The following is an 18,898-nucleotide window of genomic DNA, read 5'->3' as shown; positions in this document are numbered from 1 at the left end:
GATTAACGACTAAAACTATTCTTAATTCTTAATTCCTAATTCCTAATTCCTAATTCCTAATTCCTAATTCCTAATTCCTAATTCTTCATTATTCTTCATTCCTAATTTTTATGCAGTTAACTTGGTTAGATAGCAATTCTTGGTTAATAGAAATGGCAGGATTAAGGATATTACTTGATCCTTGGTTAGTAGGCTCTTTGATATTTGGAGACTTACCTTGGCTATTTGAAGGGAAAAAACGCACGGTTCGATCGATGCCAGAGTCGATCGATCTGATATTATTGTCTCAAGGATTAGAAGATCATGCTCATATACCTACCCTTGAAATATTAGATCATAATTTGCCTGTGGTAGCCTCAGAAAATGCCAGTAAAGTTTGTCAAAATTTGGGTTATCAAAAAATTCATACCTTAAAACATAATCAAAGTTATATTTTTCAAGATAAAATCCAAATACAGGCTGTTGCTGGTTCACTTGTTGGGGTCAATTTAGTGGAAAATGGTTATATAATTAGGGATCTCCATAGTGAAGACTCTATATATTATGAACCTCATGGTTTTCATAGTGCCAATTTGCAACGAGAAAAAGCGGTAAAAACTATTATAACCCCCCTCACTAATATAAGAATACCTTTTATAGGTTCGGTAATCAAAGGACAAGAAGACGCTGTAGAAGTCTGCCGTTGGTTAAAACCTCAATATATTCTCTCCACTGCGGCTGGAGGTGATTTGGAATATCAAGGTATTCTCCCCAAACTTTTGAAAGAGGAAGGCTCGATCGATCGTTTTCGTGATTTATTAATTAAAGATAATCTTAGTACCACTGCCATCGAAATCCAACCTTGGAATACTATGACTTTGTGACATAATCACCTTTAGACAAAGGTTTTAAGACTTAACGGTAAGAGTAGATTAAAATATGCGTAATGTGGGTTATGAATCTTATCTTTCTTAATTCTTAATTTCTAATTCTTTTTATGAATAAACCAAAACCGCAAAAACCTTTGCCTAAAAAATCAAGAAATTCTGACAATCCTCCCCCTTCCCAGAAAAAAATATTTACTCCTGTAGAAACAGAATCTAATCCCGACTTAATCTACGGGTGTTATCCTGTCTTAGCGGCTTTAGAAAATAATCATCAATTAAATCGCCTTTATCTTACGGCAAAAATGGCACACGATCGAAGGTTTGAGCAGTTTTTACCCCAAGTGAAAGCTAACGGCACAATAGTTGATATAGTGGACAATAATCGCCTGAATCAAATTACTAACTTTGCCAATCATCAAGGCATTGCAGGTACAGTTGCACCTTATGAATATATAGAATTAGGGGATTTAATTACTCAGGCAAAAGCGCAAACTCAGCACCCCGTTATCATTATAGCCGATGGGATCAATGATCCCCACAACTTAGGTGCGATAATTCGTACAGCAGAGGCTTTAGGTATGCAAGGTTTAATTATTCCTCAACGCCGTGCGGTTGGTATTACTTCCACCGTCAAAAAAGTTGCCGCAGGAGCGTTAGAATATTTTTCCGTAGCGAGAGTTGTAAATTTACAGAGTTCGATCGAGCAATTAAAAGAAGCAGGATTTTGGATTTACGGTACAGTAGCAGATAGTGGTAATGATTTACACAAAACAAAATTAGACGGCGCGATAGGATTAGTAATAGGCTCTGAAGAAAAAGGTATAAGCCACTCTACTGCAAAATCTTGTGATTTCTTAATCTCAATTCCCATGATAGGTAAAACCCCCAGTTTAAATGCTTCCGTAGCAACCGCTATTTGTCTTTATGAAGTTCATCGTCAACAACTTTTAAAGGAATCTAGCTAAAATATTTGGGTAATTATCCCCCTTGTCAATTATGGAAGTAGAAATTAAAGTAAGAATAAGTATTGTTCTATAGGGATTATTAAAAATATTCTATATATTCCCAAAAAAAATATCCTTAGTCAAATCTATAGGGTATCATGCAAAAAATTGCTCTCATAAAACCATAAACTCATTAGGAAAATTTCTATGAAAGAACTATTAATTAGAATTTTAGACTTGTTTGGACTAGCTTGTTGGTTAGAAATTAGTACAGAAGCCCCTAGGTGTACTTATTATTTTGGACCTTTTCTCAACGCTCAAGATGCTAGAATGTCTCAGGATGGTTATATTGAAGATTTAACCGAAGAAGGTGCTAAAGGTATCATGGTAGCAATCAAGAGATTTAAACCTAGAGATTTGACGATTTTTGATGAAGTAGCAGAAGCCAAGATTTTTACTCCCTTTATCAAGATTTCTCCTCAACCATCGATTAACTTGTAATGAGTGCTTAATTCGATCGATTAGAGTGTTAAATAATGAATAATGAATAATGAATAATGAATAATGAATAATAAAGAAGGAGAAAATAGTGAGTAAAATTACTTCAAATCAAATTTAAACTTAAAAATAATTTAACATGAGTACAATAACAGATAATGACTTAAAAGAGTTGAAAGATTTAATTAACTCAAAATTTGAGCAATTCGATCGTAAATTTGAGCAAATGGGATCAAAAATTAATCAACTCAATGAAAAAATAGATAATCGTTATCAATTATTAGACAGCAAGTTAAATGATATGAGAGTAGATATAGCTACCCTCAAAGAAGGGCAAAATGGTATTAACAAAAGACTAGATAACCTTGACTTTATCGCTAGAAGTGTCATAGGAGGAATTATTTTAGCTTTATTTGCTGGTTTTGCCAAAATGCTTTATCCCAATCTATTCACTTAGATTCTGAGGACTTGATGAGGATTTTAACATGAGTACGGTAACAGACAATGACTTAAAAGAGTTAAGAGATTTAATTAACGATAGATTTAACGAGTTGAGGTTAAACCAAGAAAAAATAATGACTAGATTAGAAGACTGGAAACTATTTCAAAAATACAGGCAAGATGCCTGTTCTACGGTGATAAAATCATAATTTATGGAGAAGTTGATTGGTTATTCCCAGTAACATCCGCAAGGTTACGAATATCCCCTTGATAACCAAAACTGCTTAAAATTCTTCCTGCTTCTTCATAGGTGACGGGTTTTTGCGGTTGAAACAAAGTAATATAACCAAATCCTCGTCTGATGTTGGATGCTTCGCCATTTTGCCAATCTACATATAATGGCGCCCATGCTTGAGTATTTATTTTTGTCGCATCCTGAAAACCCCATGTTTCTTTAATGGTATCCAAACTGGCGTTAGGTAATTTTTGCCGAAAATCTAAGGGAATTTTCCAGCGAATTAAGTCTTCTCTGGTTAAGGCTTCGTCTGGTTTAAAGACGATCGAACTGGTATCTTGAGTTAAACTAGAAGGTATTAACCCCGCTTGTGCTAAACCTTGAATCATGGCAAAATCTGGATCATTAGTACCAATATCGGTAAACACAGGTTGACTATTCGGAGTGGCAAGACGAATCAACTTACCGTTAACATCGCTATAGATGAGGTTATTAGCTTTTACTAACCAACGGGCATATTCTCTCCGAGAAATGGTATCATGGGGCTTCAAATTCTCAGATGGTGAAATAATTTGTAATCTTTTTAAGGGTTCAAGATAGGAATTATCGACAACAGTATTTTTATTATTGTTCGTATCGATCGAGCTATTGTTATTATTAGTATTGTTATTATTATTGGGAATAATTAACGCTGTTGTTTCTTTCTCATAGGTAAGAGTAAACTGTGTTTCATCGTTATTGGGTGTGAAAGATAACCTTAAAGATTCCTGTGTGTCGGGTTTCGTGGCAATAATCACGTTTTCTTCGGGTTGAGATACAGTCCAATTTTGGGCGGTTAACTCTTGTTGATAAAACTCTATAATTAAGTTTAACGGATCGATCGAACTCCATACCGTCTGTTTTCCATCCACCGTAATTAACTTAGCCTGACTATAGATGGGAATATCTTGAGGAAAATCATCGGGAAGTTTTACCTCATTTTCACCCTTATTAGGAGGGGAAGGATTATTATTCGTAATGGTATTATTAGGATTATTGGGATTAGCAGGAGCAAAACGAGATTCTAAGGCTTGATTACCACTACAAGCCCCCATAGTAACCATTAGAACAGATAATAAAATATAACGAGATAATAACATCAATTTTTGATACAAATGCCTTAGTCCTAAATATGATAAAATATAACTTACCTTGTCAGCGTTGGAAATTTTACCCTCCAAATCCTAGTGTAACAAATCAGTTAGTGGAAACATTAGGATTATCCTCCGTTGTGGCTCAAATTATTGTGAATCGTGGCATGGTGACGGTGGATGAGGTACAAGGTTATGTTAATCCCGAAATTATTGATTTACCCTCCCCTTTGACAGAATTTCCCGATTTACCTAAAAGTATCGCAATTCTGCAACGATCGATCGAGCTTAAACAAAAAATCGCTATTTGTGGTGATTATGACGCAGATGGAATGACTAGCACAGCCTTATTATTAAGAGGATTAAGACATTTAGGGGCGAATGTGGATTATGCTATTCCTAGTCGCATGAAAGACGGTTATGGTATCAATAAGCGCATCGTGGAGGAGTTTAAACAAGAAGGAGTGAGTTTAATTTTAACCGTTGACAATGGTATTTCCGCTTATGATGCCGTTGCCCATGCTAAAGAATTAGGTTTACAAATCATCATCACAGATCACCATGATTTACCCCCCATTTTACCTCCTGCGGATGCTATTTTAAACCCGAAATTGTTACCTAAAACTTCCCCTTATTATGGCTTGGCTGGAGTGGGAGTTGCCTACGTTTTAGCCGTCACCCTTGCGCAAAGTTTAGGGAAATTGGACGGGTTGACAAAATCCCTTTTAGAATTATATACTGTCGGTACGATCGCCGATCTTGCCCCTTTAACAGGAGTTAACCGCCGTTGGTTAAAAAGAGGCTTAAAATTATTACCAAACTCTGATATTTTAGGGATTAAAAAACTTAGTAATTTAGCAGAAGTAGAAAGTCAAAAAAAGTTATTAAATGCGGAAGATATAGGCTTTAAAATAGGTCCAAGAATTAATGCTATTGGGCGTTTAGATGATCCTCAAATTGTTATTGAATTACTCACCACTGAAGACGAAAAAATTGCCATAACTAGAGCAATGCAGTGTAATCAAATTAATCAAACTCGTCAAAATTTAACTAAACAAATTGAACAAGAAGCCATTAAATTAATCGAAGCAAAACAAATAAATTGGCAACTCGATCGATACTTATTTATTATTAACGAAAACTGGCATCATGGAGTTATCGGCTTAGTAGCATCTCGTTTATTAGAAAGATATGGAGTGCCAGTATTTATAGGTACTTATGAAGAAGAAAATCCAGAAATAATAAGAGGTTCAGCTAGAGGAATAGAAGAATTTAACGTGTTTTTAGCTCTACAATATTGCGATGATTTACTAGGGAAATATGGAGGACATAAAGCCGCAGGAGGGTTTAGTTTTCCTTCCAAAAATTTACCCTTAATTCATCAGCGATTAAAAGAATTTGCCCATCAAACATTAATGCCCGAATATTTAAAACCATTAATCAAAATAGATACAGAAATTAAATTTAAAGATATTAACTTTCAACTATTGCAAGAAATCGATAGTTTATACCCTTGGGGAATAGAAAATAATGAGCCTATTTTTTCTAGTAAAAATGTCAAAGTTTTTTCTCAAAAATTAACCAAAACAGGGGAGCATTTACAACTAACATTGATACAAGATAATGTGGAATTTAAAAGCATTGCATGGCGTTGGAGTGAATATTATCCTTTACCTCCTCATGTGGATATAGCCTATAAACTCAAAGAAAATGAATGGCAAGGCAACAAATCAATTCAATTAGAGATACTTGGTGCGAGACAATGTGATGAAAATTAAAGTTTTGATGTCATTGCGAGGTAACGAAAACTATTAAAATCAATAGACTTCTCCAGAAATGAAAAATTTAATCAATTCATCACCCTCTCCCCTCATCACCACCTGATACCTGATGCTTGATACCTACCCTCATCAAAATACTTTTTGTGCACCCCCTATTTAATTTTTCCAAAATTAGTGCAATTTATTCGCAATAGAGATATAATAGTTTTTCTAGTTAATGATAATTATTGTAATTAAGTAAATTTTATGAATAAAGTTACTAGAAGAATATTTTTAGGCGCGAGTGGTGCTTTAGGTGCTGTGGCTTTAGCAGAATTGACAGGGGTGAAAAGTACTTTTGCCCAAAGAGGAAGACAACAAATCAATTTGTATTCATCTCGTCACTACAATACAGATCAAAGACTTTATACCGATTTTGAAAGACAAACAGGCATTAAAGTTAACTTAATCGAAGGTAGAGGGGAAGAATTATTACAAAGGATTCGCAGTGAAGGACGTAATTCTCCTGCGGATATATTTTTAACTGCTGATGTAGGCAATATTTGGCAAGCACAACAAGCAGGTATTTTCAGTCCTGTTAATTCTACGGTTTTAAATCAACGTATTCCTAGTAATCTTAGAGATACAGCTAAAAATGAGTGGTTTGGTTTTAGTACCAGAGTTCGAGTCATTATGTACCGCAAAGGAAGAGTTAACCCTAGTCAATTATCGACTTATCAAGATTTAGCTAATCCGAAATGGCGTGGTAAATTGATTATGCGTACCTCCACCAATATTTATAATCAATCTTTGACGGCGTGGCTTTTAGGTATTGAAGGTGCTGCTAAAACGGAACAATGGGCTAGAGGTATTGTTGCTAATTTTGCTCGTCAACCTCAAGGGGGCGATCGAGATCAATTTGAAGCAGTCGCCGCAGGTGTTGCAGACTTGACAGTTGCAAATACTTATTATCTAGGCTCTTATGCGACATCTTCAGACCCTAAGAGGAAAGAAATTTTCAATCAAATAGGTGTATTTTTCCCTAATCAAGCTCAAGGGCAAAGTGGTGCTTTTACTAATATTAGTGGTGGCGGAGTATTAAAAACAGCCCCGAACCGAGCAGGTGCGATCAGATTTTTGGAGTATTTAACTAGCCCAACGGCACAAAATTATTTTGCTAAGGGTAACTTTGAATACCCTGTGGTTCAAGGATCAGAAATTGATCCAGTTTTAAGAGGCTTTGGTACATTTCGATCGTCCAATAGTTCTTTAACAGGAGTTGGTCCTAATTTAGCCAATGCTGTGAGAATACTCGATCGAGCAGGGTGGAAATAATTAAGAATTAAGAATTAAGAATTAAGAATTTAGGATCGATAATGAAAATTACTGTTAAATCGATCTAGATTTGATTTTTTTTGCCAATTCGGTATGGAGTTGATGACTAGCTTTATAGGCTAAATAGTGCGCACGGGGTATTTTTCCTAATAAACTTAAGTCACCGATGAAGTCTAATAACTTATGTCTGACGGCTTCGTTTTCAAATCTGAGGGGGGGATTTAACCAACCACTATAATCGCACACAAGAGCATTATCCAAACTTCCCCCTTTAATTAATCCTGCTTCCTGTAGTTGTTTTATTTGATCTGCAAATCCAAAAGTACGGGCGGGGGCGATCGAACTTACAAAATGTTCTCTTTGAGGATACCAACTATACCATTGATTTTGCAACACGGGATAGGGATAATCAACACCACAACTAAATTTCATCTCTGATGAAGGAATCACGGCACAAAAAGCATCCCCTTTTCTTACCCAAATTTCTGCTTCAATAGTTTCTGTTACATCAGCAAAGGGATTTTCACATTTATAGTCAATTTGCTCTACCCAATTTTGTGCTGAACCATCTAACAAAGGAACTTCGCAACCATCAATACAAATTTCTGCGTCTTCAATACCGCAACCCACTAGACTAGCTAACAAATGTTCTACTGTCCTAATTTTCGCTTCTCCATTGCCTAATTCTGTCGATAATGTGGTAGTTTCGATCGAATCCACGTTAGCATGAATAATCGGTTTATCGGGTAAGTCAACTCTGACGAAATAACGTCCTTTGCCTTGGGGGGCAGGAGAGACTTTTACCGTAGTTTTCATGGCAGAATGAAGACCAATTCCAGATAATTCAAAGGGTGTAAACATTTTAGGGAATAGTGGATAGTGGATAGTGTATAGTGAATAGTGGATAGTGAATAGGTAAAATTAACTACTCATTACTCATTACTTATTACTCATTACTCTTGATTAAAAAATGGATTTACCTTTAGATTTTAAAACTTATACTATTTGGTCAATATATACAACCATTGGCTTTTTTGTTCTTGCGATTGTCGGTTTTTTGTTTAAATGGGGTTTCCGTTTTCGACTCGTAGGTGCTACGGGTTTTATGGGGGTTTTAACGGTGGGATTATTTGCCCTTAGTTTAGGACTGTTCGATCGAGTAGAAATACCTAATGCTGTCAGATTCAACTTGGTTTATGACACGGGAGGAAATCAAGCAGTAATTACAGTACCCATCGATATTACCAAAGATCAATTAGAAAGTACTTTACTACAAGCATCTAATGATTTATTCTCCTATGGTAGAACCGCTACTAATGCAGATGATAAATTAACTATTAGGGCAAGAACTCAGTTTCATCAAGAAGCCATGACAATTCCCCTTTATTTAGGACAGGTGCGCCGTTCTTTAGTCAACAAAGATGATGCTACCCCCTCGATCGTTATTAATGAAAAGGCTTTTGCTCAATTAGAGTCCTTGCAAAAACAACAGTAATTAGGTTTTAGGGTTGATAATATACTCTTTTGCCTCTTGCCTATCTCCATTATTTCCTTACAGAGTATAATTTATTTTTCAACAATGTGATCTTAGTTACAATAGTATTGGCAATAATTAAGTTATCCTAGTTAATATTAGTAAATAACTCTCCTTGAGAAAACGGAAAACCTATGGCTATACCCACTATTTCGAGCAATTTAGCACAAGATGAACAAATCTGGCACAGTCTTAAACAGGCGATCGCTAGAAGTTCTGGTTTTAAGCGTTGGCAAACAGAAAACAAATTAGAAATTAGTATTGATGATCAAGTTAAACAGTATTTACGTTCAACCCTTGAAGCCTTAGCTTATTAACCATTTTTTAAATGGGGAAGTGCGAAATTGTATTCTTTTCTTCCCCTTCCCATTGAAAATGATGATAAAGTAGATTAATTTAACGATTTCAATATAAAAATTGATTTAATTTTTCACTTTTGGAGATACCTATTACCTATTACTTATTACTTATTACTTATTACTTATTACTTATTACTTATTACTTATTACTTATTACTTATTACTTATTACTTATTACTTATTACTTATTACTTGTGGGGTGTGATGACTCCTTTGGGTAAGTATCCTAATTCTCTCAAAGGTGTTACCATCGGGTCTTCTGTTACTTTAGTCGGTAGCCTTCCTAGGGCGACATTATCATAGTTTAATTCATGTCGATCGTAAGCCGCTAACTCATATTCTTCTGTCATAGATAAACAGTTAGTGGGGCAGTATTCCACGCAGTTACCGCAGAAAATACAAACACCAAAATCGATACTATAGTGTTTTAATTCTTTCTTTTTAACGGCTTTGTTAAACTCCCAATCAACTACGGGTAAGTTAATGGGGCAAACCCTCACACAAACTTCACAAGCGATACATTTATCAAATTCAAAATGGATTCTTCCTCTAAATCTTTCGGAGGGAATAAGTTTTTCATAGGGATATTGTACCGTTACGGGGCGACGACTCATGTGATCAAAAGTAACGGCAAATCCTTGCCCAATATACTTTGCGGCTTCTACGCTTCCTTTGGCGTAATCAGTTACTTGTTTGAGAAATTTAAACATAATCTGTTGAATAAGTGCCAATGACATTCATTTTACCCTATGTGATTAGTTTCTGAATGTTTAATCACCATATCTCGATCGAAACATCATAAAATATTCTTAATCAATGTAGAATTAATAACAGATACCTGATAATTGCTTTATCTTAAATTAAAAATATTTCTTATTTCCCGTGCAATCTATCTTTAACTCTCATCACGATTCAATGTCTTCATCCATCACCACAGAATCATTGACAACATCAGTACGTCTAGCGAAAATCGATGATGTCAGTCAAGTTGGAGACGTTTTAACCCACAGTTTCAATAATTTGAATGAGTGGAATTTGTGGATTTATCCTTTTCTGAAAATGGGAGTTTGTGAAGATTTACGTCATCGCTTAAAACATGAGGACAATTATTATTGTATTTTAGCCGAAAGACATTTTTCCCATTCATCTTCTCACCATAGCCAAATTGTTGGTACTGTAGAACTATCTTTACGAACGGTGTACAATTGGGGAGGAAGAAAAAAATACCCTTATATAGCTAATTTAGCAGTGAGTAAAAATCATCGTCGTCAAGGGGTAGCTTCTCAATTACTATGTAAATGTGAAAAAATAGCAAAATATTTGGGATTTAATGAACTTTATCTTCATGTTTTAGCTAATAATAATATTGGACAGCACTTGTATCTAAGCAATGGTTATACTGTTGTTCAGGTAGAAACTGATTTATATAGTTTATTTATCCCCAGTAAACGCCGTTTACTTTTAGTTAAATCGATTTAATCATGACTTTTGGCAATAACTCTATAGAAAATGATATTGATGATTTGTTGCTGGGGAAACGTTTATTATTAATTAATCCCAAAAAAAAGAATGGTTTAATCCTCGTTAAAACCTATTATGCCGAATTTGCGGGGCCGGGTGCTATTGTGGGGGGATGTTTCGATCGAGACTTGCAAAAAGTGATTCCTGTCGGTAAACTATCTTTAACAGAACCGTCCACATCTCAAGAAAGACAACGGGGCTATTTAATTAGACGACAGTGGGTAAGACTAATCAAACAAATTACCGATAATCCCATACCCCATGAAAGGGCACAGGTTATTCTGAATCAATTTGAACATTGGTTCGATACTAACACAACTAATCAAGTACCCGATGAGATTTTTGCCTTGATTGTCGGGGTTTTACCCTCTACCATTACAAAAGCAAGAGATTTGGTAAATCGATTGTAAGGTAGTTTGCATTCTTAATTCTTAATTCCTCAAAACTCTTAACTTAATTTTCATTGTGTGATTGACCATTAACCAATAAACTTTCTAATAAAAGCAATTTCACAAAATAAATTTATGAAAAAAGTACTTGGAATTATTTTAGGCGGTGGCGCTGGTACAAGATTATATCCTTTAACTAAATTACGGGCAAAACCAGCAGTACCCCTAGCAGGAAAATATCGTTTAATTGATATTCCTATCAGTAACTGTATTAATTCTGAAATTTTAAAAATTTATGTTTTAACTCAATTTAACTCAGCTTCCTTAAATCGTCACATCAGTCGTGCTTATAATTTTTCTGGTTTTAGTGATGGTTTTGTAGAAGTATTAGCCGCCCAACAAACCAAAGAAAATCCTGAGTGGTTTCAAGGTACTGCTGATGCTGTACGTCAATATTTATGGTTATTTCAAGAATGGGATATTGATGAGTATATTATTCTTTCGGGGGATCATCTCTATCGCATGGATTATACTAAATTTGTGGAACATCACCGCAAAACGGGGGCAGATATTACTTTATCCGTTGTACCCATTGACGAAAAAAGAGCTTCTGCTTTTGGTTTAATGAAAATTGATGATACTGGACGCATCATTGACTTTAGCGAAAAACCTGAAGGGGAAGAATTGAAAAAAATGGCTGTGGATACCTCTATTTTAGGCTTGAGTCCTGATAAAGCACAAGAAAGTCCTTATATTGCTTCTATGGGTATCTATGTCTTCAAAAAAGAAGTATTAGAAAAACTCTTACAACAAAATCCCTCTCAAACGGATTTCGGTAAAGAAATTATCCCTGCCGCTTCTAAAGATTATCGAGTACAAGCCTACTTATATAAAGGTTACTGGGAAGACATCGGTACGATCGAGGCATTTTATGACGCAAATTTAGCCCTAACGAAGCAACCAAGACCAGATTTTAGCTTCTATGACGAAAAAGCTCCTATTTATACCCGTTCTCGTTATCTTCCGCCCACTAAACTATTAAATTCTCAAGTAACCCAATCGATTATCGGTGAAGGTTGCATTTTGAAAGAATGTCGGATTAATCATTGTGTTTTGGGGGTAAGAACGAGAATTGAATCAAACTGTATTATCGAAGATAGTTTATTAATGGGAGCAGATTTTTATGAATCTGGTGCTATCAGACAGAATAAAATAGATCAAGGTGGTATCCCCGTAGGAATTGGCTCAGATTCTACCATCAGACGCGCCATAGTCGATAAAAACGCTCGAATCGGTAAAAATGTCATTATCACCAATAAAGACAGAGTTGAGGAAGCTAATCGAGAAGATGAAGGTTTCTTAATTCGCAGTGGCATTGTAGTAGTTATCAAAAATGCGACTATTCTTGATAATACTGTGATTTAACCGTGATAATTAAGTAGGGGTTGCTTAAACCTGAGTTCGATATAAAATTATCGGTGAAGATAAGACGCTTGAGACTAGGAGACTAGGAGACTAGGAGACTAGAAGACTAGAAGACTAGGAATGAATAAAATTCTCTCAAAAGAACATCAAATATTAAGAATTTTTCTCCCATTCGACTTGTCCACTTGTCCACCTGTCTAGTTTTCATCATTTTCTTTCTGTCGAACTGAAGTACTATTAATCCCTACCAGGCAAAAGGCAAAAGGCAAAGTAGCATTAAAGCCTTACAATTCATATTCATATAAGAATGCTATAACATGGTTAGTGCAACAAATATTTTTGAAAATAATGAAATCAGGAGTATATTTTATTGGTGCAGGACCTGGTGATCCTGATTTATTAACAGTTAAAGCCTATAAAATTTTGCAACAAGCAGATGTAATTTTATATGCAGATTCTCTTGTACCTAAACAGATTTTTAAAGATGTAAAACCTACCGCAGAATTAATCCCAACGGGTAATAAAACCTTAGAAATAATTGTGCCTTTAATGATTGAAAAAGTTAAACAAAATTTAACAGTAGTAAGGTTACAATCAGGGGATTTATGTCTTTATAGTGCCATATATGAACAAATGATACAACTAGCTGAAGCTGATATACCCTTTGAATTGATACCGGGTATAAGTGCTTATCAGGCGGCGGCAGCAAAAATTAGTGCTGAATTAACCATCCCTGAGTTAGTGCAAACCATCATTTTAACGAGGGTAAGCGGTAGTGCATCCCCCATGCCAGAAAAGGAAGAATTGAAGGGTTTAGCGTCTCATCAAGCTAGTCTGTGTTTATATTTAGCGGCTCGTCATGTACACAAAGCTCAAAAAGATTTGTTGGAGTATTATTCTGCTGATACACCAGTGGCGGTGTGTTATCGAGTGGGTTGGGAAGATGAAAAAATCTTGATTGTGCCTCTTACGCAAATGGCGAAGGCAACAGAGGAAAATAACTTGATTCGGACTACTATGTATATTATCAGTCCCGCCCTCAAAAAACTCTCTGACTATGAGTTTCGATCGAAATTATACCATCCCAGTCATCAACATTTATTCCGCCCAAAATAATAAAAACCCAAAACTAACCTGAGTGAACTATAAAGTGATGAAGATAAGAGGGTAGTTTATTGCAATAATCACCAAAAAAAGGGCTAACCGAAGTCGATCGATTAACCCTTCAATAATTAATGGAAGATACACTGTTAGTAAATAAACTCCATTATTTGAGAACTAACTTAACGTTAGCGTTTTGTAAACCTTTTTGTTTTACTTCACTCAAAGTTTTATTTACCGCATATTTTTGGTTGATGGAATTGATTAACTCAGTTTGATTGTGTTTTTTAGCAACACCCCAGAGATCAGCGATTAAGTCAAAGCTACCATCAGCATTGCGAGACCAACCGAGATCGTATTCTCCTTCTAAAACGGCTACAATATCAGCACGAAGACGTTGACCGTTATAACCGCGCACATCAGCATCGGTGGTTACGTTGATACCTAAATCCCGTAAGGAACTGGTTAAAATTTCGGCAGAAGTAATCTTGGTGCGTAAAGTGCTAAAGTGAGACATTGGAATTTCCTCCTAAGAGATTAAAGACAATAGTATGATAGATGCACACAAGGTGCTTGAAATTAATTAGCCCTAAAGCTAATCTTTCCCTGATAGAGAAAGCCTGTTAAAACTCCATGCGTTGATATTGCGCGATGGAGGCTGAAGCAGTTCTGGCTCTTTGTCTAGCCCAGTCTCGTAGTGCTGTTACCTGCTCAGTCATAGTACGGGACAGAGGTAGTGTCGATTTGATAGCGGCAATTATATCTAATTGATGAAACTCTCGATCTTGAGCGAAAGCCTCGTACATAGCGGCGATAATTGCTTGTTCAATCTCTGCCCCGGAAAAACCTTCGGATGTCTTCGCTAACTCCTCCGTATCAAAACGGGCGATGTCCGATCGACGTTTAGCAAGATGAATCCTAAAAATTGCTTCCCGTTCTGCAACACTGGGTAAGTCCACAAAAAATATCTCATCGAAACGACCTTTACGCAAAAACTCACTTGGTAATCTTTCGATACGATTCGCCGTTGCCATGACAAACACGGGGGAAGTTTTTTCCTGCATCCATGTTAAAAACGAACCAAAAATACGACTAGATGTACCACCATCGGAATCGGCTGATCCTGCACTTCCTGCAAAAGCCTTGTCTAATTCATCGATGAATAAGATTGCTGGTGAAATAGACTCAGCAGTTTTTAAGGCACTGCGTAAATTAGCTTCGGATTTTCCTACTGTTGAGCCGTCATAAACACGCCCCATATCTAACCTTAATAGGGGTAAACCCCACAGTTTAGAAGTAGTTTTGGCAATCAAGGATTTACCACAACCCGGCACTCCTAAAATTAACATCCCTTTGGGTTGGGGAAGTCCGTAGGATCGTGCTTTTTCGCTGAAGGCTTCCGATCGTTGTTTTAACCAGTGTTTGAGTTCTTCTAAACCCCCTACACCGTTAATGGTTTCGTCTTCTTCCATATAGTCAAGGATACCGTTACGCCGAATTAGTTGTTTTTTCTCAGACAGGACGATTTCCACTTCATTTTCTGTTAATTGTCCCGCTTTCACCTGAGCTTTACGATAGACTTTTTCCGCTTCATCGATGGTTAAACCGAGGGCAGCTCTGCGTAATTTTTCTTTGACTTCGGGAGATAGTTGTTTGCGTTTGCTTTGCTGTAAGGCTCTTTCCAATACTTCGTCTAGCTCATGGGCTTGAGGTAAGGGAAAATCTAACACCACTAAATCTTTTTCTAATTCTAAGGGTGTTTGTTGATAGGGTGACATGAGGATAATGATTTTATCCGTTCCCTTGAAGGTGGCGATGGCATCCCTTAACCAACGGGTGACTGGAGGGGATTCCAAATAAGGGTGTAAGTCTTTGAAGATGTAAACCCCTGCTTCTTTTTGACGGATTACCCACTCGATGGCTGCTTCGGGAGATACAGTATTGTGTTGTACCGATCGAGCTTCTTGTTGACTATATTCAACAATGCCTCTGGTAACAGTCCACAGATACACTCGACGATTACCTTGAGATGACGACTCATTTACTATAGTGGCTATGGATTCTTCCGCTCTGTCTTCTTCTGAAGTTACTAGGTAAATCAGAGGGTATTGAGCTTTGATGAGAATGTTTAACTCTTCTTTCATGGGGTCTGCCTCTCTTGGTTTTTGCGGTTGGCGGTAATCACTGATTTAATTGGATTTGACCAATTATCAGCAGGGGATTAACTCTTCTTTGTGTTCCTTATCTGCTTTGATTTCGCTTCCTTCGCCGATTAAAGTAAATTCTTCATCCACTATATTCGGTTGGTTTTTGAGGGAAATCATTTGTCCGTCACGCATTACCATTGCGGCATCGCATTCAGGGCAAACATGGACTTGATGAGTTTTTCCGTAACTCGCTTCTACTTCCTCCACTGTATCAGGGTGTCTGAGGTAAAAACTTATGGCTTTTTCGACTAATGCTGACATGGAGTCAGTGTCGATCGCCGCTTTTACTTTGAGTTGACGATGCAGTGTTGGTGGGAGATAAAGAGTAACTTTTTGCTTTTCTTGCATATTCGCTTTTATTTGATATGCCCAAGTGCGATATTCATTACTTTAACTTCTTTTTTTTCTACTGTCAAGACGTTACCCCATTTTAACAGCAATATTGTTACATTTCTTAACAATTATTAAATAAAAAAATCACTCAAACCCTGTGAGTGACGTTGATTGTATAGATTTTTCAGTTCGATCGATTATTGTCGATAATGACTAATTTTGGAGATGATTTCAGGTGCTTTTTTGTGCCATGATGTGTTTATAGGTTGTTTGATGAGAATACGATAACGGTAAAAATTCAAAGACTCAAAGAGGAATCCCACGATCGAGCAGGTAACAGCTATGGTTAAAATACCGATACTGCCTGAGCCTTCACCGAAGACAGCTAAAAAATTCCAGATTTGTTCATAAAGATTTTCTCCCCAAACACCAATTAATGGTACATGAGACACCACCAGTAACCCTGCTAACATCGTGGTTAAGAAAACCACAGGCACGGCAAAACTAACAAGGGTTGTTAAGAAAAGAGAGAAAAATAGAGATAACCATATATTCATTGCTTTTACTTCCTATGATATGGAAGTTCTAAAAATTAAAGACTCATAGCATTTTTTACACTAACTATTATTAGACTAAGGCTAAAATCCTAATTTGTCATTACTTTGTCAAGAATCTTAAAAAAACATTAAAAAACTTGGTATTGTCACCAAGATAATGTATAGAAAAAGTTAAAATTCTTCATAAAACAAAATAACATATAATATAGCACTATTCACTATTAACTATTCACTATCAAACTAGCTCATTTTCAATTACCCAACGAGATAATTCGGTACGATTATGTAAACCAGTTTTATTGAGCATATTAGAAACATGACTTTCTACAGTTCTTTGACTTATACCCAATGTCTCGGAAATATCTCGATTAGAAAATCCTTGAGCAACTAAATTAACAACTTTCGTTTCTGTAGGGGTTAATCCTACGCTTTTAGGCACTCTGATTTTAGGAGTATGATCAGTTTTGCGGAAATTATTTGCCATTAGGCGGTTACTTTGACTGAGTGTGGAGTTAACTTGTGCTACTAATTCATCAGGCTCAAAAGGTTTTACCATATAAACATCAGCACCTTGAGTTAATCCTTTGATTCTATCTTTACTTTGTCCTTTGGCGGATAAGAAGATGATAGGCAACCAACTGAAACGGGAATCTTCTCTAATTTCTTTGACAAAAGTATAACCATCCATTTCTGGCATCATCACATCACAAATAATTAAATCTGGGATTTCTTCTTCTAAGATTTTTATGGCTTCCATTCCCTGATTAGCGGTTAACACTCTATAACCGTTAAATTCTAAGTAATCTTTAACTAATAAAATTAGATTGGGATCATCATCTATCAATAATAATGTTTGAGATGTTTTATCTTTATCTTTCATGGTGCTTTTAATCTTTATTTATTGATTAAGGATTTTTTTAATAATTGACACAATTAACGAGATATTTCTTCTATGGTTGGTATAGATAATGGATGTTGATGAAATAAATATTCAGTTACTATTTTATTACCTATGAGGTGTTCTTGAATAATTTTTTCGATCGTCTCTGGGGTGGCGCTATGATACCATGTACCATCAGGATAAACTAATAAAATAGGTCCTTGCACACAAACTCTTAAACAATCAGCTTTAGTGCGAAAAACACAATGAGGATTTTCTGGGGTAGGATGATCTAAATTTAATTCTTTCAAGCGTGTTTTAAGATATTGCCATGATTTCATGCTATCTTCGTGGGAACAACATTTGGGTTTCGCTTGATCACAACAAAGAAAAATATGGCGTTGAATATGGGATAACCCTAATTTTTTAACTGATTCTGTTAACATAAAATTCTGATGACTAAGATTAAATTTTTAACACATTAGGAATTATGAAAGATAAATCACTATTGCTATTAAAATTAAACAGTATTTGTGTCGGTGGTGGGCAATGCCCACCCTACATTTAGAGCCTGTGAGTGAGTTTTATAAATAAGAATAGAGTATTTTCAAAATATTTTTAAGAAGCAATACCAAAATAGTTAATAATCAAATCTTCTTGACTATTATTAATGATTTCATGGTTTTCTTTGGGTTCAACTATTACATATAATCCTTTTTCTAGTAAAAATTCTTCGCCATTAATTTTAATAATTCCTCTACCTGATTCTACAAAAAAAACTTCCCACATATCTTTGTGACTGTGATTAGTAGCAATTTGTCCTGATTTAAAAATTGCTTGGGAAAAATTTGTTAAATGAGGGATGTTATCCTTCTCAATAATTGTCTTTTTTTGAATATTGAGATTATGAGATACTGATTTTATCGGTAATTGATTAAGATTAATATATTTCATCGAAATTCATTTCATTGTAAAATAAGAGTCTCACAACGTTAACATAACTCGCTTTGCAATAAATTGACAAAGCTAATAGATAACGTTCAATAAATTGAACTAATAAAATACAATTGGCTCTCCTACTTTAAGTATGATAAATTATGTCTAAAAAAAGGTGTCAGGTATCAGGTATTAGGTATTAGGTTAAATTCAAACTGTTAATTTATAATAATTAGATTTTTAAAATAATCAAAGCTATACATAATAAAGTTTATATTAATTATTTTCTATTAATTTTGCATAACTACTGTAGAAGAGCCAAAATGTAGATGAGTTAGAAACAACAATTAGAAGGCTATTAAATGAAAATCAATTAGAGATAAATTGGAGTAAAAAATTTAAAAATAAGGGAAATTTGATTAATGTAACTTAAATGCGTCTTAGCTT

Annotated in this window: 23 protein-coding genes; 13 read left to right on the top strand and 10 right to left on the bottom strand. The window is 35.5% G+C overall.

Going from position 1 to position 18,898, the window contains the following annotated elements; all coding sequences use genetic code 11:
- The first annotated feature begins 110 nt into the window (after window positions 1-110).
- The 5 genes from ACN4EE_RS17410 (at window position 111) to ACN4EE_RS17390 (ending at window position 2,958) form a co-directional block, all read left to right on the top strand.
- Window positions 111-863, top strand: a complete 753-nt coding sequence (locus tag ACN4EE_RS17410) for an MBL fold metallo-hydrolase (protein WP_431707735.1) — start codon at window positions 111-113, stop codon at window positions 861-863.
- A gap of 113 nt (window positions 864-976) precedes the next feature.
- Window positions 977-1,831 carry a 23S rRNA (guanosine(2251)-2'-O)-methyltransferase RlmB gene (gene rlmB / locus ACN4EE_RS17405; protein WP_431707734.1) on the top strand — a complete coding sequence of 285 codons (855 nt, stop codon included), beginning with the start codon at window positions 977-979 and terminating at the stop codon, window positions 1,829-1,831.
- Between the two features lie 186 nt (window positions 1,832-2,017).
- Window positions 2,018-2,311: a DUF1816 domain-containing protein gene (locus ACN4EE_RS17400; protein ID WP_431707733.1), complete on the top strand. Its 294-nt coding sequence runs from the start codon at window positions 2,018-2,020 to the stop codon at window positions 2,309-2,311.
- A gap of 136 nt (window positions 2,312-2,447) precedes the next feature.
- On the top strand, window positions 2,448-2,765 hold the full coding sequence (locus ACN4EE_RS17395; protein ID WP_431707732.1) for a hypothetical protein: 318 nt from the start codon (window positions 2,448-2,450) through the stop codon (window positions 2,763-2,765).
- A 28-nt stretch (window positions 2,766-2,793) separates the two neighbouring features.
- Window positions 2,794-2,958 (top strand): hypothetical protein, encoded by a 165-nt coding sequence (locus ACN4EE_RS17390; RefSeq protein WP_431707731.1) that lies wholly within the window; start codon window positions 2,794-2,796, stop codon window positions 2,956-2,958.
- A 1-nt stretch (window position 2,959) separates the two neighbouring features.
- Here ACN4EE_RS17390 and ACN4EE_RS17385 read toward each other — a convergent pair whose 3' ends face one another.
- Window positions 2,960-4,123 (bottom strand): S-layer homology domain-containing protein, encoded by a 1,164-nt coding sequence (locus tag ACN4EE_RS17385; RefSeq protein WP_431707730.1) that lies wholly within the window; start codon window positions 4,121-4,123, stop codon window positions 2,960-2,962.
- 35 nt (window positions 4,124-4,158) lie between these two features.
- On the opposite strand from ACN4EE_RS17385, the gene recJ reads away from it, so the two are divergent.
- Window positions 4,159-5,892, top strand: a complete 1,734-nt coding sequence (gene recJ / locus ACN4EE_RS17380; protein ID WP_431707737.1) for a single-stranded-DNA-specific exonuclease RecJ — start codon at window positions 4,159-4,161, stop codon at window positions 5,890-5,892.
- Between the two features lie 249 nt (window positions 5,893-6,141).
- Window positions 6,142-7,209 carry a Fe(3+) ABC transporter substrate-binding protein gene (locus ACN4EE_RS17375; protein ID WP_431707729.1) on the top strand — a complete coding sequence of 356 codons (1,068 nt, stop codon included), beginning with the start codon at window positions 6,142-6,144 and terminating at the stop codon, window positions 7,207-7,209.
- A gap of 54 nt (window positions 7,210-7,263) precedes the next feature.
- Here ACN4EE_RS17375 and lpxC read toward each other — a convergent pair whose 3' ends face one another.
- Window positions 7,264-8,070, bottom strand: coding sequence for a UDP-3-O-acyl-N-acetylglucosamine deacetylase (gene lpxC / locus ACN4EE_RS17370; protein ID WP_431707728.1), 807 nt, complete (start codon window positions 8,068-8,070; stop codon window positions 7,264-7,266).
- A 109-nt stretch (window positions 8,071-8,179) separates the two neighbouring features.
- On the opposite strand from lpxC, the gene ACN4EE_RS17365 reads away from it, so the two are divergent.
- On the top strand, window positions 8,180-8,704 hold the full coding sequence (locus ACN4EE_RS17365) for a Ycf51 family protein (RefSeq protein WP_431707727.1): 525 nt from the start codon (window positions 8,180-8,182) through the stop codon (window positions 8,702-8,704).
- 173 nt (window positions 8,705-8,877) lie between these two features.
- A complete protein-coding gene (locus ACN4EE_RS17360; protein WP_431707725.1) occupies window positions 8,878-9,060 on the top strand; it encodes a hypothetical protein in 183 nt (60 codons plus the stop codon).
- Window positions 9,061-9,290: 230 nt separating this feature from the next.
- Here the strand turns inward: ACN4EE_RS17360 and ndhI are convergent, their stop codons facing one another.
- Window positions 9,291-9,812 carry an NAD(P)H-quinone oxidoreductase subunit I gene (gene ndhI, locus ACN4EE_RS17355; protein WP_431707736.1) on the bottom strand — a complete coding sequence of 174 codons (522 nt, stop codon included), beginning with the start codon at window positions 9,810-9,812 and terminating at the stop codon, window positions 9,291-9,293.
- A gap of 205 nt (window positions 9,813-10,017) precedes the next feature.
- Here ndhI and ACN4EE_RS17350 point away from each other — a divergent pair, with 205 nt between their 5' ends.
- The 4 genes from ACN4EE_RS17350 (at window position 10,018) to cobM (ending at window position 13,553) form a co-directional block, all read left to right on the top strand.
- Window positions 10,018-10,581 carry a GNAT family N-acetyltransferase gene (locus tag ACN4EE_RS17350; RefSeq protein ID WP_431707724.1) on the top strand — a complete coding sequence of 188 codons (564 nt, stop codon included), beginning with the start codon at window positions 10,018-10,020 and terminating at the stop codon, window positions 10,579-10,581.
- A 2-nt stretch (window positions 10,582-10,583) separates the two neighbouring features.
- Complete coding sequence (locus ACN4EE_RS17345; RefSeq protein WP_431707722.1) at window positions 10,584-11,033, top strand: hypothetical protein; 450 nt, start codon at window positions 10,584-10,586, stop codon at window positions 11,031-11,033.
- 114 nt (window positions 11,034-11,147) lie between these two features.
- The gene (locus ACN4EE_RS17340; RefSeq protein WP_431707721.1) at window positions 11,148-12,437 is read left to right on the top strand and encodes a glucose-1-phosphate adenylyltransferase; all 1,290 of its coding nucleotides are present in this window, start codon (window positions 11,148-11,150) and stop codon (window positions 12,435-12,437) included.
- A 348-nt stretch (window positions 12,438-12,785) separates the two neighbouring features.
- The gene (gene cobM / locus ACN4EE_RS17335; protein WP_431707720.1) at window positions 12,786-13,553 is read left to right on the top strand and encodes a precorrin-4 C(11)-methyltransferase; all 768 of its coding nucleotides are present in this window, start codon (window positions 12,786-12,788) and stop codon (window positions 13,551-13,553) included.
- Window positions 13,554-13,704: 151 nt separating this feature from the next.
- Here cobM and ACN4EE_RS17330 read toward each other — a convergent pair whose 3' ends face one another.
- The 7 genes from ACN4EE_RS17330 to ACN4EE_RS17300 form a co-directional block, all read right to left on the bottom strand.
- Entirely contained in the window at window positions 13,705-14,055 is a 351-nt protein-coding gene (locus ACN4EE_RS17330) for a DUF1257 domain-containing protein (protein ID WP_431707719.1), read from the bottom strand.
- A gap of 106 nt (window positions 14,056-14,161) precedes the next feature.
- Entirely contained in the window at window positions 14,162-15,682 is a 1,521-nt protein-coding gene (gene ycf46, locus ACN4EE_RS17325; RefSeq protein ID WP_431707718.1) for a stress-responsive protein Ycf46, read from the bottom strand.
- 66 nt (window positions 15,683-15,748) lie between these two features.
- The gene (locus ACN4EE_RS17320; RefSeq protein WP_431707717.1) at window positions 15,749-16,093 is read right to left on the bottom strand and encodes a hypothetical protein; all 345 of its coding nucleotides are present in this window, start codon (window positions 16,091-16,093) and stop codon (window positions 15,749-15,751) included.
- A gap of 182 nt (window positions 16,094-16,275) precedes the next feature.
- Window positions 16,276-16,635, bottom strand: a complete 360-nt coding sequence (locus tag ACN4EE_RS17315) for a hypothetical protein (protein WP_431707716.1) — start codon at window positions 16,633-16,635, stop codon at window positions 16,276-16,278.
- A gap of 235 nt (window positions 16,636-16,870) precedes the next feature.
- Window positions 16,871-17,515, bottom strand: coding sequence for a response regulator transcription factor (locus ACN4EE_RS17310; protein ID WP_431707715.1), 645 nt, complete (start codon window positions 17,513-17,515; stop codon window positions 16,871-16,873).
- Between the two features lie 53 nt (window positions 17,516-17,568).
- On the bottom strand, window positions 17,569-17,961 hold the full coding sequence (locus ACN4EE_RS17305) for a (2Fe-2S) ferredoxin domain-containing protein (protein ID WP_431707714.1): 393 nt from the start codon (window positions 17,959-17,961) through the stop codon (window positions 17,569-17,571).
- Window positions 17,962-18,133: 172 nt separating this feature from the next.
- Complete coding sequence (locus ACN4EE_RS17300) at window positions 18,134-18,469, bottom strand: cupin domain-containing protein (RefSeq protein ID WP_431707713.1); 336 nt, start codon at window positions 18,467-18,469, stop codon at window positions 18,134-18,136.
- Window positions 18,470-18,898 lie beyond the last annotated feature (429 nt).

The organism is Geminocystis sp. CENA526 (assembly GCF_050753365.1).
GTDB lineage: Bacteria > Cyanobacteriota > Cyanobacteriia > Cyanobacteriales > Cyanobacteriaceae > Geminocystis.
This window is presented reverse-complemented; position numbering and strand designations above follow the sequence as displayed.

Bases quoted from the DNA above. Each gene is read 5' to 3' on its own strand.
- ACN4EE_RS17410 (WP_431707735.1), top strand. From the start codon at position 111: ATGCAGTTAACTTGGTTAGATAGCAATTCTTGGTTAATAGAAATGGCA.
- rlmB (WP_431707734.1), top strand. From the start codon at position 977: ATGAATAAACCAAAACCGCAAAAACCTTTGCCTAAAAAATCAAGAAAT.
- ACN4EE_RS17400 (WP_431707733.1), top strand. From the start codon at position 2,018: ATGAAAGAACTATTAATTAGAATTTTAGACTTGTTTGGACTAGCTTGT.
- ACN4EE_RS17395 (WP_431707732.1), top strand. From the start codon at position 2,448: ATGAGTACAATAACAGATAATGACTTAAAAGAGTTGAAAGATTTAATT.
- ACN4EE_RS17390 (WP_431707731.1), top strand. From the start codon at position 2,794: ATGAGTACGGTAACAGACAATGACTTAAAAGAGTTAAGAGATTTAATT.
- ACN4EE_RS17385 (WP_431707730.1), bottom strand. From the start codon at position 4,123: ATGTTATTATCTCGTTATATTTTATTATCTGTTCTAATGGTTACTATG.
- ACN4EE_RS17375 (WP_431707729.1), top strand. From the start codon at position 6,142: ATGAATAAAGTTACTAGAAGAATATTTTTAGGCGCGAGTGGTGCTTTA.
- lpxC (WP_431707728.1), bottom strand. From the start codon at position 8,070: ATGTTTACACCCTTTGAATTATCTGGAATTGGTCTTCATTCTGCCATG.
- ACN4EE_RS17365 (WP_431707727.1), top strand. From the start codon at position 8,180: ATGGATTTACCTTTAGATTTTAAAACTTATACTATTTGGTCAATATAT.
- ACN4EE_RS17360 (WP_431707725.1), top strand. From the start codon at position 8,878: ATGGCTATACCCACTATTTCGAGCAATTTAGCACAAGATGAACAAATC.
- ndhI (WP_431707736.1), bottom strand. From the start codon at position 9,812: ATGTTTAAATTTCTCAAACAAGTAACTGATTACGCCAAAGGAAGCGTA.
- ACN4EE_RS17350 (WP_431707724.1), top strand. From the start codon at position 10,018: ATGTCTTCATCCATCACCACAGAATCATTGACAACATCAGTACGTCTA.
- ACN4EE_RS17345 (WP_431707722.1), top strand. From the start codon at position 10,584: ATGACTTTTGGCAATAACTCTATAGAAAATGATATTGATGATTTGTTG.
- ACN4EE_RS17340 (WP_431707721.1), top strand. From the start codon at position 11,148: ATGAAAAAAGTACTTGGAATTATTTTAGGCGGTGGCGCTGGTACAAGA.
- cobM (WP_431707720.1), top strand. From the start codon at position 12,786: ATGAAATCAGGAGTATATTTTATTGGTGCAGGACCTGGTGATCCTGAT.
- ACN4EE_RS17330 (WP_431707719.1), bottom strand. From the start codon at position 14,055: ATGTCTCACTTTAGCACTTTACGCACCAAGATTACTTCTGCCGAAATT.
- ycf46 (WP_431707718.1), bottom strand. From the start codon at position 15,682: ATGAAAGAAGAGTTAAACATTCTCATCAAAGCTCAATACCCTCTGATT.
- ACN4EE_RS17320 (WP_431707717.1), bottom strand. From the start codon at position 16,093: ATGCAAGAAAAGCAAAAAGTTACTCTTTATCTCCCACCAACACTGCAT.
- ACN4EE_RS17315 (WP_431707716.1), bottom strand. From the start codon at position 16,635: ATGAATATATGGTTATCTCTATTTTTCTCTCTTTTCTTAACAACCCTT.
- ACN4EE_RS17310 (WP_431707715.1), bottom strand. From the start codon at position 17,515: ATGAAAGATAAAGATAAAACATCTCAAACATTATTATTGATAGATGAT.
- ACN4EE_RS17305 (WP_431707714.1), bottom strand. From the start codon at position 17,961: ATGTTAACAGAATCAGTTAAAAAATTAGGGTTATCCCATATTCAACGC.
- ACN4EE_RS17300 (WP_431707713.1), bottom strand. From the start codon at position 18,469: ATGAAATATATTAATCTTAATCAATTACCGATAAAATCAGTATCTCAT.